Raw genomic sequence first — 11,766 nt, forward strand, 5'->3', positions numbered from 1 at the left:
GGCCGGATCCCTTCCGCCCGGCCGCTGCGCGGACGCTATCGGGGGTCCCGGTTACCTCCGGGATACCGGCTATCGTGAGGCCATGAGGGAACCTCTGCCCGCCGACATGTTCGACGAGCTGTGCCCGTCCTCGCTCAATCCGATCCGGTTCGGCGACAAGTGGGCGGCGCTCGTCATCCGCTGCCTCGAACACGGGCCGCGCCGGTTCTCCGAGCTGCGGGTGCCGCTGAGCCGCGTCACCCCCAAGGTCCTCACCCGGTCGCTGCGTTCCCTCGAACGGGACGGGCTGGTCAGGCGCACCGTCCACCCCGGCGAGTCCCCGCGCGTCGAGTACGAGCTGACCCCCCTCGGCCGCAGCATGCTCGGGCCGATGGCGATCGCCTGCGCCTGGACGCGGGAGCACTGGGACGAGTTGCTCGACGCCCGCGAGTCGTACGACGACGGCGCCCGCCTCGGCCGCGCCGGCTGACGCGGCGCCGCGACCCGCACGCGTCCGCCGCCTCGGCCACCCGGCGCGCCGTCGCCCCGCGGCGAGTCGGCCGAGGGCGATCGCGCCGGGGGCGTCTCCGGCCGGACGCACGAACGGCACTTCCGGCGATCATCGGAAAATCGTGGTTCGGGACTGGTGCACGAACATGATCTCGATATAGTGTTCGAATCGAAGATGGATCACATCTTCGGCCCTGTCGGCTCCCCGTCCGATCGGGAACGTGCGCTCGTCTCCCACGCCGGCCTCGCCGTCCACACCGGCACCTCCCTCGGGTGACGGCACCCGGCCACGGGTCCGCACCGGGCCACCGGTCCGCGAGGGCCATCGCGTCGAAGTGCCCGGTCTCCCGATTCTCGACGAGAGCGTCATGACCGCTACGTACAGGAGGCAGGCGTGAGGCTTCTTCTCACTTCCGGCGGCGTCAAGAACCCGAGCATCCACAGCGCGCTGGTCGACCTGCTGGGCAAACCGATCTCCGACTCCAACGCCCTCTGCATCCCCACCGCGGGGTACGGGCACCCCCAGGGCAGTCCCGACAGGGCATGGCGTTTCATCAGCGGCCGGTCCTCCACCCCCATGTGCGAGCTGGGCTGGAAGTCCCTGGGAGTGCTGGAGCTCACCGCGCTGCCCAGCATCGACGAGGAACGCTGGGTCTCCTGGGTCCGGGAGGCGGACGTCCTGCTGGTGAACGGCGGCGACGCCCTGTACCTGTGCCACTGGATGCGGCAGTCGGGGCTGGCGGACCTCCTGCCGTCCCTGCGCGAGACGGTCTGGGTGGGGCTGAGCGCCGGAAGCATGGTGATGACCCCCCGCATCGGGGATTACTTCGTCGAATGGAAACCGCCTGCCGGGGGTGACGGCACGCTGGGCATCGTCGACTTCTCGATCTTCCCGCACCTGGATCACGAGCTCCTGCCGGAGAACACCATGGCCCACGCGGAAAGATGGGCGGCCGGAATCCCGGGTCCGGCGTACGCGATCGACGACGAGACCGCCATCAGGGTGACCGACGGCACCGTCGACGTCGTCTCCGAGGGGCACTGGAAGCTGTTCTCGTCCTGACACCGACGCGCTCAGCCGGTTCGCCCGCGACTCCGGCCTCTACGGCCGGATGACGGCGTGTCCGTACCATCCATCACCAACGGGCCGGGACGGCCGGCTCACCGATGCCGGCGGGGTGCCTGTCGCTCCGCGGCGTCGAGCGCGGGCGTGAGCGGTGCGAGCGTGGCGCGCAGCAGGTCCGGCAGCGAGCCCGACGGCACGACGAGCCCTCCGGCCGTGAAGGACCCGGTAGCGGCCCGCAGCCACTGTTCGATCGCGACACGGACCGCCGCGGCCACGCTCGCCGCGAGCACGCGGGGGGTGTGCGGGCCGGTGTCGCCGAGGCGTCCGGCGATCGCGCCGGCGAGAGGGTGTTCGATCGCGCCGGTGGCGTCGACGAACGCCTCGCGCAGCGCGGGACGGGCGGTGATCAGCAGCAGCGCGTCGCGACCGGGTTCACCCGGAGCGGTGTACTGATCCACGATCGCCTCGACCACCGCGTCGGCGAGGCCGACGCCCGCGGGCCGGCCGGCCACCGCCTCGGCCACCCGCGCCCCCCGCTCGCCAGTGACGGCTGCGACGATCGCCTGCTCCCGGCTGGAGAAGTAGTTGTTGTACGTCCTCGGTGAGACCCCGGCGGCCTCGGCGATGTCGTCGACGCGCACGTTGTCCGGGCCGCGCTCAAGGGCCAGCCGCAGCGCCGCCGCGCTCAACGCCTCTCGGGTGGCCTGCTTCTTCTGCTCACGCAACCCGGTCCGTCCTGTCGTCACCGCCTCAGCATCCCAGTCCTGATGCGCACACGCAAACTTGCGTGTACGCATTTTTCTGCCTAACCTGACGCCTGTTCAGACCGAAGGACCACGACCGGCCGGTCCCCCGTCGCCGAAGTCCTCGACCACCGCCGTCCCCCGGAAACCCGAGGCGGCCGGGCACCACAGCGGCCGGCCGCGTCACCCCGGGACCGGGATCCGCCGGCCGGACGCGCCGGCACCTCATCCGTACCTGACCTTTTCTCCGCGAACGAAGGAGCGACAGCACCATGACCATCGATGTCGTCATCGCCGGCGGCGGCCCGAACGGGCTGATGCTCGCCTGCGAGCTGGCCCTGGCGGGAGTCCGGCCGCTCGTGCTGGAGCGGCTGCCCGAGCCCGGCCGGGAACCGAAGGCGAACGGGCTGCTCGGCCAGGTCGTGAGGATGCTCGACCACCGCGGGCTGCACGAACGCCTCAGCGACAGCCCGGAACCGCCGCGGCCGAACTCCGCGTACTTCATGTTCGGCGCGATGGGCCTGGACCTGAGCCTGCTGGAGGACAGCCCCGTCCACGCCCTGCCGGTGCCGCAGCGACGCGTGGTGGAGGTCCTGCGGGAGCGAGCGGTCGAACTGGGCGCGGAGATCCGGTGGGGACACGAGGTCGTCGGCCTGTCACAGGACGACGACGCCGTCACCGTAGACGTCGCGAGCCCGGACGGGGAGTACGACCTGCGGGCCCGGTACCTGATCGGCGCCGACGGGGCCCACAGCACCACGCGCAAACTCTCCGGCATCGGATTCCCCGGCGTCACCTACGACCGCATGACCGTCCGCTCGGCGCACGCGACCGTCCCCGCGGACTGGATCGACCCCGCGAACGGCGCGCTGAACGTGCCCGGCTACGGCGCCGTCCTGCCGTTCCTGCCCCACCGCACCGAGCACGGGGGGTTCTCCTACGCGCCGATGCCCGGCCATCCACCGCTGGTCAGCACCACCGAGTGGGACCAGCCCGCGACCGACGCCCCGATGAGCCTGGAGGAGTCGCGGGCGAGCGTCCGACGCGTGCTCGGCGCCGACCTGCCGCTCGGCCCGCCCGACGGCCCGGGGCCGCACGTACTGCGCCGGCTCACCGGCGGCAACACCCGGGTCGCCGAACGGTTCGCCCGCGGCCGGGTGTTCCTGATCGGTGACGCCGCCCACGTGTACGCCGCCACCGGGGGCGGCCCGGGGCTCAACCTCGGCCTGCAGGACGCGGTCAACCTCGGCTGGAAACTCGCCGCCGAGATCCGGGGAAGCGCCCCGCCCGGACTGCTGGACACCTATGAGACGGAGCGGCGATCGGCCGCGAACCGCATGGTGCTGAACGCCCAGGCGCAGTCGGCGCTGATCGCCCCCGGTGGCGACGTCACCGGACTGCGCGGGCTGTTCACCGAACTGCTCCGCGACCCGGCCACGGTGCGGCGCCTGGCCGAGCTCACCGCGGGCGCCGACGTCCGCTACGACATGGGCGCGTACGACACGGGCGAGCCCGGGCCGCACCCGCTGGTCGGCCGCTTCGTCCCGGACCTGGAGCTGTACACCCCGGCCGGGCCGGTCCGGCTGGCCGAGCTGACCAGAACCGCACGCCCCCTGCTGCTCGACCTGACCGAAGGGGCATCGCTGGCACGGACGCCCGCCCTGCGGCACGACCGGGTCGACGTCGTCACCGCACGCCCCCTGCCCCACGCGCCCGCCGCCCTGCTCCTTCGACCGGACTGCTACGTGGCCTGGGCCTCCGCGTCACCCCGGCCGGATCCCGCGGAGACGGAAACACTGCGGACGGCCTTGCGGCGGTGGTTCGGCGCCACCGAACCCGCCCGTACCCGGTGAATCCGGGGCGAGCCGGCCCGCGGGCCGCCGGGGTCGCGTAGCCGGCCGGGCCCAACACCGATCACGGCCCATGGTCGACGCCAACCGGCAGCGGGACCGCCGATCCGCCGCCACTCCACGACGCGAAGGTACCGCCCCGGCAGATCACCCGGCATCTGACCACGGTCGGACATGCGCATCCGTCTGGGGTCGCACCACCCGCCCGTACCGGCCCGCCAAGATGCGACCCGGGCCAGACGCGCGCCCCCCGCCTCGCCCCGCACCATTTCGGTGTGCCCCGACGTACCGGTCCGGGCACACCGACACGGACAGGACGGGCGGCAATTCATGAGCATCGACCTCGGCGGGCGCGTCACGCGATGGCGGCGGACCGGCGCGGACCGGCGGGCCGCCAACGCCGCCGCCAACCTGGACCGCGGGCCCGCGTTTCCCGGCCGATGGGTGAGCGCCGTCTCGCTGATCGGCGGCCCCGCCCTGATCATGGCCGGGACTCTCCTGCGCTCCCCGTTCCACTACTTCGTCCCTCACCAGCTCACCGCCTACACTCAGCATCCCGCCCTCGTCACCGCCGCCTACGTCTGCTTCGCCGGCGGGTTCGTGCTGCTGTGGCCGGCGATCATGACGCTGGCCCAGAGGATCGCCGCCACCAGCCCGCTGTGGGGAATCTGGGGCGGTTGCCTGGTGATCGTCGGCCTGTTCACCCGGACCTTCCAGTTCGGCACCGACCACCTGGCCTTCCACCTGACCGACACCCTCGGCCTGCGGACCATGCTCACCGGCATCGACGGCTACTACCTGGCATGGCGGGACACGGTCTGGCACCCGTTCAGATCCATGTCCGGGCCTGCCTTCTTCGGCTGGGTCGTGCTGGCCATCGGCGCCTACCGCTCCGGCGCCCTGGGGCTGGGCCGTTCGATCGCGCTCGGCCTGATGTCGGCGCTCGCGCTCGGGACGCTCAAAGGCACCGAACCCCAGTCCTACATCGCCGTGGGCGGCCTCTGCGTCGCCCTCATCCCCCTGGGCGTCTCGCTGCTGCGCGGCGGCCCCCCGCCGACCAGGCGCGCCATGATCTGGGTCGCCGTCCTCATCGGCGTGCACGTCCTGATGACGGGCTTCGGCCCGAGAGGGTGACGGTCCAAAAGCGGATCCCGCTCCGGACCCGAAGCCGGCCGTCCCGGGAGCGGCTACGGAGCCGGTGACCGTTCCGCCCTCGACCGGAGGAGGGCGGGACGGTCACCGGCGGCCGTCCGAACCGGCGATGAGCCCGCCCTCGTAGGCGGCGATGACGAGCTGGGCCCGGTCCCGGGCCCGCAGTTTGGCCAGGAGGCGGCCGATGTGGGTCTTGACCGTGCCGACGGTGAGGTGCAGGTGCCCGGCGATCTCGGCGTTGGACATCCCCCTGCCGATGAGGGTGAGCACCTCGCGCTCGCGCGGGGTGACGTCGTCGAGGCCCCGCACGACCTGGGTGGGACGGGGGCCCTCCAGGAACTCGGTGATGAGCCGGCGGGTGACCGTGGGCGCGAGCAGCGCCTCACCGGAGGCGACGACCCGGATGGCCGCCAGCAACTCGGCCGCCATGGCGCTCTTGAGCAGGAAGCCGCTCGCACCCGCCCGCAGCGACGCGTACACGTATTCGTCCAGGTCGAACGTGGTGAGGATGAGCACGCGCACACCGGCGCAGGCGGGGTCGGCGCAGATACGCCGGGTCGCCTCGATGCCGTCCATGTCCGGCATCCGCACGTCCATGAGGACGACGTCCGGCCGGTGCCGGCGGGCCAGGAGCACGGCCTCCGTGCCGGTGCCCGCCTCGCCCACGGCGGCCAGCCCCGGTGTGGCGTCGATGAGGACCTTGAAGCTGTCGCGGATCAGGACCTGGTCCTCGGCGAGCAGGACCCGGACGAGCGGGGGCGAGCCGTGCGGCGCGGCGTCTGTGCTCATGTCGTCGATGCTCATGCCGTCAGCGCTCATGTCTGCTCATGTCTGCTCATGTAGTCGGTGCTCATGACGTCGGCGCTCATGTCTGCTCATGTCTGCTCATGCCGCGGTGCCGTCCGGGTCGTAGGGCAGTCGAGCCGCCACGCGAAAGCCTCCTTCTGGCCGGGGCCCCGCGTCGAACGCGCCCCCGTACATCTTGGTCCGTTCCCGCATGCCGACCAGGCCGTGGCCGCCGTGGCCCGGGCGCGGCGGCCGGCCGTGGCGGGGGCCGTCGTCGACGACCTCGATCACGGCCTCCCGCCCGTCGACGTCCACGGTGACCACGCAGCGGGTCGGCCCCGCGTGGGTGACGACGTTGGTCAGGGCCTGCTGCACGATCCGGTACACCGACATCGCGACCGCGGCGGGCAGGGCGGCCTCCTCACGGACGGTCAGCTCCACCTCGACCCCGGCCGATCGGGCGTGGGCGGCCAGCTCGGGCAGGTCCGCCATGCCGGGCGCGGGCACAGGGTCCTGCTGGGGATCGCCGTCGGAGCGCAGCAGGTCGAGCACCCGGTGGATCTCGGCGAGCGTGCTGCGGCTGGTCTGCTCGATGACGGCCAGCGCGGCGCGGGCCTCCTGCGGGCGGGCCTCGGCGACGTGGTTGGCGACGGTGGCCTTGACGGCGATCAGGCTCATGCTGTGGCCGATGACGTCGTGCAGTTCGCGGGCGATGCGCCTGCGCTCGTCGATCACCGCGGCGTCGGCGAGGTGGCGGACGAGGCGGGCGGTCGTCTCCCGCTTCCAGCGCACGACCGTTCCGACGGCCCACGCGACGGTCAGGAGCACACCGATCGTACCGATCTCGATCGGCCAGGCCGCCGGCATCTCGCTGGGCGTCGCCGCGGGCGCGAGACCGGGGAACACCCGCGCGTAGAAGATCAGGATCGCGGTCACCGCGGCGGACAGGCAGACCGCCAGCCCCGCCGCCGACCAGGCGATCGAGGCGGTGGCGGCCACCAGGTACAGCACGAGCACGGTCGGCACGAAAGTCAGCCAGATCGCACCCGCGGCGACGGCCCCGACCACGGTCACCCCCGTGCCCGCGGCGCACGCGACGGCGAGCATGGCCCACGGCCGGCGCCGCCGGACGGCGATCGGAAAGCTCAGGGCCGCCGCCACCAGCCAGGCCGCCCACGCGGGCCACGGTGACGACCGTCCCGGCGGGTCGACGATGGCGTAACTGATGAGCAGTGCCACCGCGACCGCCACCGCCGCGTCGACGACGTCCCCTCCACCGCGCCGCCATCCAGCCCGTTCCATGATGGGACAGTATCCCCTCGCCGGATCATGCGGAATCCGCCCACAATCGGACATCCGCCTCCGTCCGCGCGTTCGTCCGAGGTCACACCACCGGCTCGCACGAACCGCACCGAGGCGCGACCCACGACGTCGCCCGTCACGCTTCCAGATCTACTTCAGACGGCGGGAAACGACGGTCGCGGTGACCGCGGCGGAGTGCGCGGGGCTTCGGTGCCCAGGGGTGATCCAGGATCGAGGGTTCTCCGTGTTTCGTGGCACTACCAGTGACACCGCGTCATACGTTCGCCCGAGAAATGTCATGACCAGGTCATGACGTGGTCGCACTGCCCGCTGAGCACGGCGGCTGCTGGAATCGACACCATGTCCTCCGCACCCGTCATCGACGTCGAACGCCTGAACCTCAGCTACGGCGACTTCCACGCCGTGAAAGACCTGTCCTTCCAGGTGGAACCCGGGGAGCTCTACGCCCTGCTCGGCACGAACGGGGCAGGCAAGACCTCGACCCTGGAGATCATCGAAGGCCACCGCACCGCCACCTCGGGCACCGTGCGGGTCTTCGGGAAGAGCCCCCGCGACCGGCGCGCCGTGCGGCCCAGGATGGGCATCATGCTGCAGGAGAGCGGGTTCTCCCCCGACCTGACGGTGAGGGAGTCGGTCCGGCTGATCGGAGAACTCACCCGGCGCACCGACCGGGTCGAGCGCGTGCTCGCCGTCGTCGACCTCACCCGCAAGGCCACCACCAAGGTCTCCCAGCTCTCCGGCGGCGAGAAACGGCGCCTGGACTTCGCCACCGCCGTGTACGGAACACCCGAACTGATCTTCCTGGACGAGCCCACCACCGGCCTGGACATCCAGTCCCGAGACGATCTGTGGGACGCCGTGGACAGGCTGCGCGAGGACGGCTCCACCGTCGTCCTCACCACCCACTACCTGGAGGAGGCGCAGCAGCGCGCCGACCGCATCGGCCTCATGCACAAGGGCACCTTCCACCGCCAGGGGACCGTCTCGGAGCTGACGCGGACGCTGCCGGCCGCCATCCGCTTCTCCCTCGCCACGCCCGGCCCCGCGCCCGCACTCGCGCTGCCGCTGCAGGCCACCCGCGAAAGTGACGGCAAGTTCCTCATCGAGACCTTCGGCCTGCAAAAGGACCTGCACACCCTGTTGCTCTGGGCGCAGGAGCACGCGGTGGAGCTGCGAGACCTCCAGGCCGGGCCGACCCGGCTCGACGACGTCTTCCGCGCCCTCGACAGCGACTAGACCACTCCCGCGCCCCTCTTCAAGAAAAAGGACCCTCACCATGCTCTCGATCGCTCTCAGTGAGCTGGTCCAGATCTTCCGCAACCGGCTGATCCTGGTCACCAGTCTCATCGTGCCCGTGGCGGTCAGCGCGCTCTTCATCCGCCAGCACGAGGCCTTCGCGGCCCTGGGCAGCCTCGGATACATCGCGGCGGTGGTCATGTTCACCGTCGGGGCGTTCGGGCTCTACACCACCGTGGTCACCACCCTGGCCTCACGCCGGCAGAACCTCTTCCTCAAGCGGCTGCGTTCCACCGCGGCGAGCGACACCGACATCCTCGGCGGGCTGCTCCTGCCGATCACCGTCATCTCGCTGGTCCAGGTGGCCTCGATCATGACCGTGCTGGCCGTGGTCGCCGGCGAGCCGGACAACGTCCCGCTGCTGGCGGCGGCCGTCCTCTCAATGATGATCATGATGCTCGGCCTGGGACTGGCCACCGCGGGAGTGACGAACTCCCCCGAACACGCCCAGGTGACCACGCTGCCCGTCAGCCTCGGCGCCATCGCGGTGGCCAGCTGGGTGGGGATCACCGGCACCGAGGAGCTCACCCTGCTCAAGCGCCTGCTTCCCGGCGGCTCGGCCACCGAACTGGTCCTCAACGCCTGGAACGGCGGCGTTCCCCTCCTCGACTCCCTGCTCCTCCTGGCGCCCACGCTGGGCTGGGTCGTCGTCGCCGTCGCGCTGGCCTCCCGGATCTTCCGCTGGGAACCGCGCCGATGACGGCGATCGGCGTGGGTCACCCCACGGGCGCGGATGACGCGACCGGGTGAATCTCGCGGATCGTGTCTTCCTTCGGTTCCGATGTGCCGCGGCGGCACGATCCCTCCTTCGTGTTCAGACTTCGTATTCGAACGAGCTCGGCCAAAAGCGGGACAGCGCCGCGCGGACTCCCACCGCGGCGAAGGGCGACCCGCACGACCCCGCCCGGCCTGACGTACCGAAATTCGTCGGCCACACACCGACGGCGGGTCCGGAAGCCGGCCGGCGCCCCTCACCGGGCGCCACGCGCCGGGCCCGGCGACACCCATCGAGACCAGAGAACAAGGGGTTCACCACCATGTCGACCGACCATGCCGACCACTCGCGGCAGCCGGCCCCGGCCGGTACCGCCTCTCCCCCGCGCCCGGGCTGGCCCGAGATCGTGGTCGGCCTGCTCGCGATGGTGGCCGCCGGGGTCGTGGTCCTGCTCTTCGGCCCGCTGGGGCTGGACCTGGACGCGGTGACCTACGGGCTGCTCCTGACCGCCTGGTCGGGCGTCGTCGGCCTCGTCGGCTTCGCCGCGGCCGCGCTGATCCGTATCCGCTCCTGGGGCGCCTTCAGCGTGCGCCGTACCACCTGGCGCTGGATGGGCATCGGCGCCGCCGCGGGCGTGGTCGCGTTCGTGCTCAAGGGTGTGGTGAACTACGCCGTCATCGCCCTGACCGGGTTCGCCTCCGATCCCCAGGGCTCGTACTACGACGCGGCCGGCGGCGGCGTGCTGCCCCTGATCCTGACCTTCGCCTTCCTGGCCGTCCTCACCCCCATCGGCGAGGAGTTCCTCTACCGCGGCGTCATCGCCAACGCCCTGCTGCGCTACGGTCCCGTCGTCGGCGTCCTGTCCAGCTCGGTGATCTTCGCCCTCTTCCACGGCATCAACATCGTCCTGCCCTCGGCGCTCGTGGTGGGCGTCATCGCCGCCGAGGCGATGCGCCGCAGCGGGTCGATCTGGCCCGCGGTGGCCGTCCACGCCGTCAACAACATGGGCCTGCCGCTGTTCGCACTGATCACCGGGATCACCGGGCCCGGCTGATCGCCATGTCGAGGACCACGACACTCCTGCGGGCCGCGCTCGCGGCCGTGCCGGCCCGAGCGCGCCCGCGGCGGACCCAGGTCACGAAGCCGGCACACTTCCCACCGAAAGACAGGATCGATGACTCAGCAGCCTGAACGACCCTTCGCCGACGGCGAGGCCGGGACGCCCGGCGAGGCGGAACGGCTCGGACCCCCGACCCTGGCGGAGGACCTCCTGCTCCTCCTGTTCCAGCCGAACTCCGGTCTCCATTCGGGCACCGGGACCATCGCGGGTGAGAACACGCTCTTCTACACCCTCGCGGGAGCGGTGCTCGCGGATCTCGGGCTCGGCGGTCACGTGCGAACCGGTTCCGGCCGGGGCGGGACGACGCGGGTGGAGGCCGTCGAGGATCACCCGCCGTCGGACGACATCCTCCGCCTCACCTGGGACTACCTCTCCGAGAAGCCCCGAGGCGTCCAGACGGTGCTCGCGGCGACCGGGCCGACACTGCGTGGCCCGCTGCTCGACAGGCTCGTCGAACGCGGCGACATCCGCCGCGCGAGCCGCAAGACGCTCGGCCTGTTCGACACGAAGGTCCTCGAGGACGGCGGAAACGGGCGCCGGTCCCGGCTCCTCGAGAGCGTCCGCGACGTGCTCGTCGAGGGCGCGGAACCGCGGCCCCGTGTCGCCGCGCTCGCGGCACTGCTCTCGGGAAGCGGGACGCTTCCCCAGTTCCACCCCGAGATCCCCTGGACCTCCCCCGTGATCACCCGCGCCAAGGAGCTGGAGCAGGGCGACTGGGGAGCCGCGGCCGCCGCCGAGGCGGTTACGCGCACCATCACCGCGACCATCGTCAACAACGTCGTCGTCGCGGTGACCGTGCTCCCCCAGAACTAGGGACCGCCCCTCCCGCGGAGACGAGGGGATGCGACCCACCTGAAGATCGCTTCCCGGACGCGTTCGGTACGAGGACGATCGGGGTGATGTCCAGCCGGGGACGTCGCGGCGGCCGTGGCCCGCGCCGCCGTCTACCAGAACCTCACCTCGGGGTAGCTCGCGGACGGCCCGTCCAGCAGCGGCTGACGCCTGCCCTTCAGATGCAGGTCGAGGAAGGCGGTGACGTACACGCGGGTGATCTCTGTGGAGCGTTCGCCGCCGATCGGGTACTCCGGCAGCCCGAGCTGCGGCTGGAGCACCGCGTAGTCGATGAAACTCATGTGTTCGGCGCGTCCCGAGAAATAGTCAAGACCTGTGGACGAGTCCGTTGCTTGGTCAGGTCGGGTCGTCGGTCTGCCAGGGGTAGAGGAACT

General features: G+C 71.7%; 13 protein-coding genes. 8 read left to right on the forward strand and 5 right to left on the reverse strand.

Features of this window, described 5'->3' with window-relative positions:
* The first annotated feature begins 82 nt into the window (after positions 1 to 82).
* Positions 83 to 469, forward strand: a complete 387-nt coding sequence (locus AC5L38_RS41645; protein ID WP_495248341.1) for a winged helix-turn-helix transcriptional regulator — start codon at positions 83 to 85, stop codon at positions 467 to 469.
* Between the two features lie 129 nt (positions 470 to 598).
* Here AC5L38_RS41645 and AC5L38_RS41650 read toward each other — a convergent pair whose 3' ends face one another.
* Positions 599 to 745 (reverse strand): hypothetical protein, encoded by a 147-nt coding sequence (locus AC5L38_RS41650; protein WP_495248342.1) that lies wholly within the window; start codon positions 743 to 745, stop codon positions 599 to 601.
* A 138-nt stretch (positions 746 to 883) separates the two neighbouring features.
* Here AC5L38_RS41650 and AC5L38_RS41655 point away from each other — a divergent pair, with 138 nt between their 5' ends.
* Positions 884 to 1,552, forward strand: a complete 669-nt coding sequence (locus tag AC5L38_RS41655; RefSeq protein ID WP_495248343.1) for a Type 1 glutamine amidotransferase-like domain-containing protein — start codon at positions 884 to 886, stop codon at positions 1,550 to 1,552.
* Between the two features lie 98 nt (positions 1,553 to 1,650).
* Here AC5L38_RS41655 and AC5L38_RS41660 read toward each other — a convergent pair whose 3' ends face one another.
* Entirely contained in the window at positions 1,651 to 2,301 is a 651-nt protein-coding gene (locus tag AC5L38_RS41660) for a TetR/AcrR family transcriptional regulator (protein WP_495248344.1), read from the reverse strand.
* A gap of 269 nt (positions 2,302 to 2,570) precedes the next feature.
* Here AC5L38_RS41660 and AC5L38_RS41665 point away from each other — a divergent pair, with 269 nt between their 5' ends.
* Together AC5L38_RS41665 and AC5L38_RS41670 are read left to right on the forward strand one after the other, a co-directional pair.
* Positions 2,571 to 4,151: an FAD-dependent oxidoreductase gene (locus AC5L38_RS41665; protein ID WP_495248345.1), complete on the forward strand. Its 1,581-nt coding sequence runs from the start codon at positions 2,571 to 2,573 to the stop codon at positions 4,149 to 4,151.
* Between the two features lie 327 nt (positions 4,152 to 4,478).
* Entirely contained in the window at positions 4,479 to 5,282 is an 804-nt protein-coding gene (locus tag AC5L38_RS41670) for a hypothetical protein (protein WP_495248346.1), read from the forward strand.
* 102 nt (positions 5,283 to 5,384) lie between these two features.
* On the opposite strand, the gene AC5L38_RS41675 is transcribed toward AC5L38_RS41670, so the two are convergent.
* Together AC5L38_RS41675 and AC5L38_RS41680 are read right to left on the reverse strand one after the other, a co-directional pair.
* Positions 5,385 to 6,089 (reverse strand): response regulator, encoded by a 705-nt coding sequence (locus AC5L38_RS41675; RefSeq protein WP_495248353.1) that lies wholly within the window; start codon positions 6,087 to 6,089, stop codon positions 5,385 to 5,387.
* 96 nt (positions 6,090 to 6,185) lie between these two features.
* The gene (locus AC5L38_RS41680; RefSeq protein ID WP_495248347.1) at positions 6,186 to 7,388 is read right to left on the reverse strand and encodes a sensor histidine kinase; all 1,203 of its coding nucleotides are present in this window, start codon (positions 7,386 to 7,388) and stop codon (positions 6,186 to 6,188) included.
* Positions 7,389 to 7,748: 360 nt separating this feature from the next.
* On the opposite strand from AC5L38_RS41680, the gene AC5L38_RS41685 reads away from it, so the two are divergent.
* From AC5L38_RS41685 to AC5L38_RS41700, 4 genes are all read left to right on the forward strand, one after another.
* Positions 7,749 to 8,645, forward strand: coding sequence for an ABC transporter ATP-binding protein (locus tag AC5L38_RS41685; RefSeq protein ID WP_495248348.1), 897 nt, complete (start codon positions 7,749 to 7,751; stop codon positions 8,643 to 8,645).
* Between the two features lie 40 nt (positions 8,646 to 8,685).
* A complete protein-coding gene (locus tag AC5L38_RS41690) occupies positions 8,686 to 9,405 on the forward strand; it encodes an ABC transporter permease (protein ID WP_495248349.1) in 720 nt (239 codons plus the stop codon).
* A 337-nt stretch (positions 9,406 to 9,742) separates the two neighbouring features.
* Entirely contained in the window at positions 9,743 to 10,474 is a 732-nt protein-coding gene (locus AC5L38_RS41695; RefSeq protein ID WP_495248350.1) for a CPBP family intramembrane glutamic endopeptidase, read from the forward strand.
* A 120-nt stretch (positions 10,475 to 10,594) separates the two neighbouring features.
* On the forward strand, positions 10,595 to 11,353 hold the full coding sequence (locus AC5L38_RS41700; protein ID WP_495248351.1) for a GOLPH3/VPS74 family protein: 759 nt from the start codon (positions 10,595 to 10,597) through the stop codon (positions 11,351 to 11,353).
* Positions 11,354 to 11,484: 131 nt separating this feature from the next.
* Here AC5L38_RS41700 and AC5L38_RS41705 read toward each other — a convergent pair whose 3' ends face one another.
* Positions 11,485 to 11,673, reverse strand: a complete 189-nt coding sequence (locus AC5L38_RS41705) for a hypothetical protein (RefSeq protein ID WP_495248352.1) — start codon at positions 11,671 to 11,673, stop codon at positions 11,485 to 11,487.
* Positions 11,674 to 11,766 lie beyond the last annotated feature (93 nt).

Source organism: Streptosporangium nanhuense (genome assembly GCF_059358815.1).

Bases quoted from the DNA above. Each gene is read 5' to 3' on its own strand.
- AC5L38_RS41645 (WP_495248341.1), top strand. From the start codon at position 83: ATGAGGGAACCTCTGCCCGCCGACATGTTCGACGAGCTGTGCCCGTCC.
- AC5L38_RS41665 (WP_495248345.1), top strand. From the start codon at position 2,571: ATGACCATCGATGTCGTCATCGCCGGCGGCGGCCCGAACGGGCTGATG.
- AC5L38_RS41670 (WP_495248346.1), top strand. From the start codon at position 4,479: ATGAGCATCGACCTCGGCGGGCGCGTCACGCGATGGCGGCGGACCGGC.
- AC5L38_RS41675 (WP_495248353.1), bottom strand. From the start codon at position 6,089: ATGAGCACAGACGCCGCGCCGCACGGCTCGCCCCCGCTCGTCCGGGTC.
- AC5L38_RS41680 (WP_495248347.1), bottom strand. From the start codon at position 7,388: ATGGAACGGGCTGGATGGCGGCGCGGTGGAGGGGACGTCGTCGACGCG.
- AC5L38_RS41685 (WP_495248348.1), top strand. From the start codon at position 7,749: ATGTCCTCCGCACCCGTCATCGACGTCGAACGCCTGAACCTCAGCTAC.
- AC5L38_RS41690 (WP_495248349.1), top strand. From the start codon at position 8,686: ATGCTCTCGATCGCTCTCAGTGAGCTGGTCCAGATCTTCCGCAACCGG.
- AC5L38_RS41695 (WP_495248350.1), top strand. From the start codon at position 9,743: ATGTCGACCGACCATGCCGACCACTCGCGGCAGCCGGCCCCGGCCGGT.
- AC5L38_RS41700 (WP_495248351.1), top strand. From the start codon at position 10,595: ATGACTCAGCAGCCTGAACGACCCTTCGCCGACGGCGAGGCCGGGACG.
- AC5L38_RS41705 (WP_495248352.1), bottom strand. From the start codon at position 11,673: ATGAGTTTCATCGACTACGCGGTGCTCCAGCCGCAGCTCGGGCTGCCG.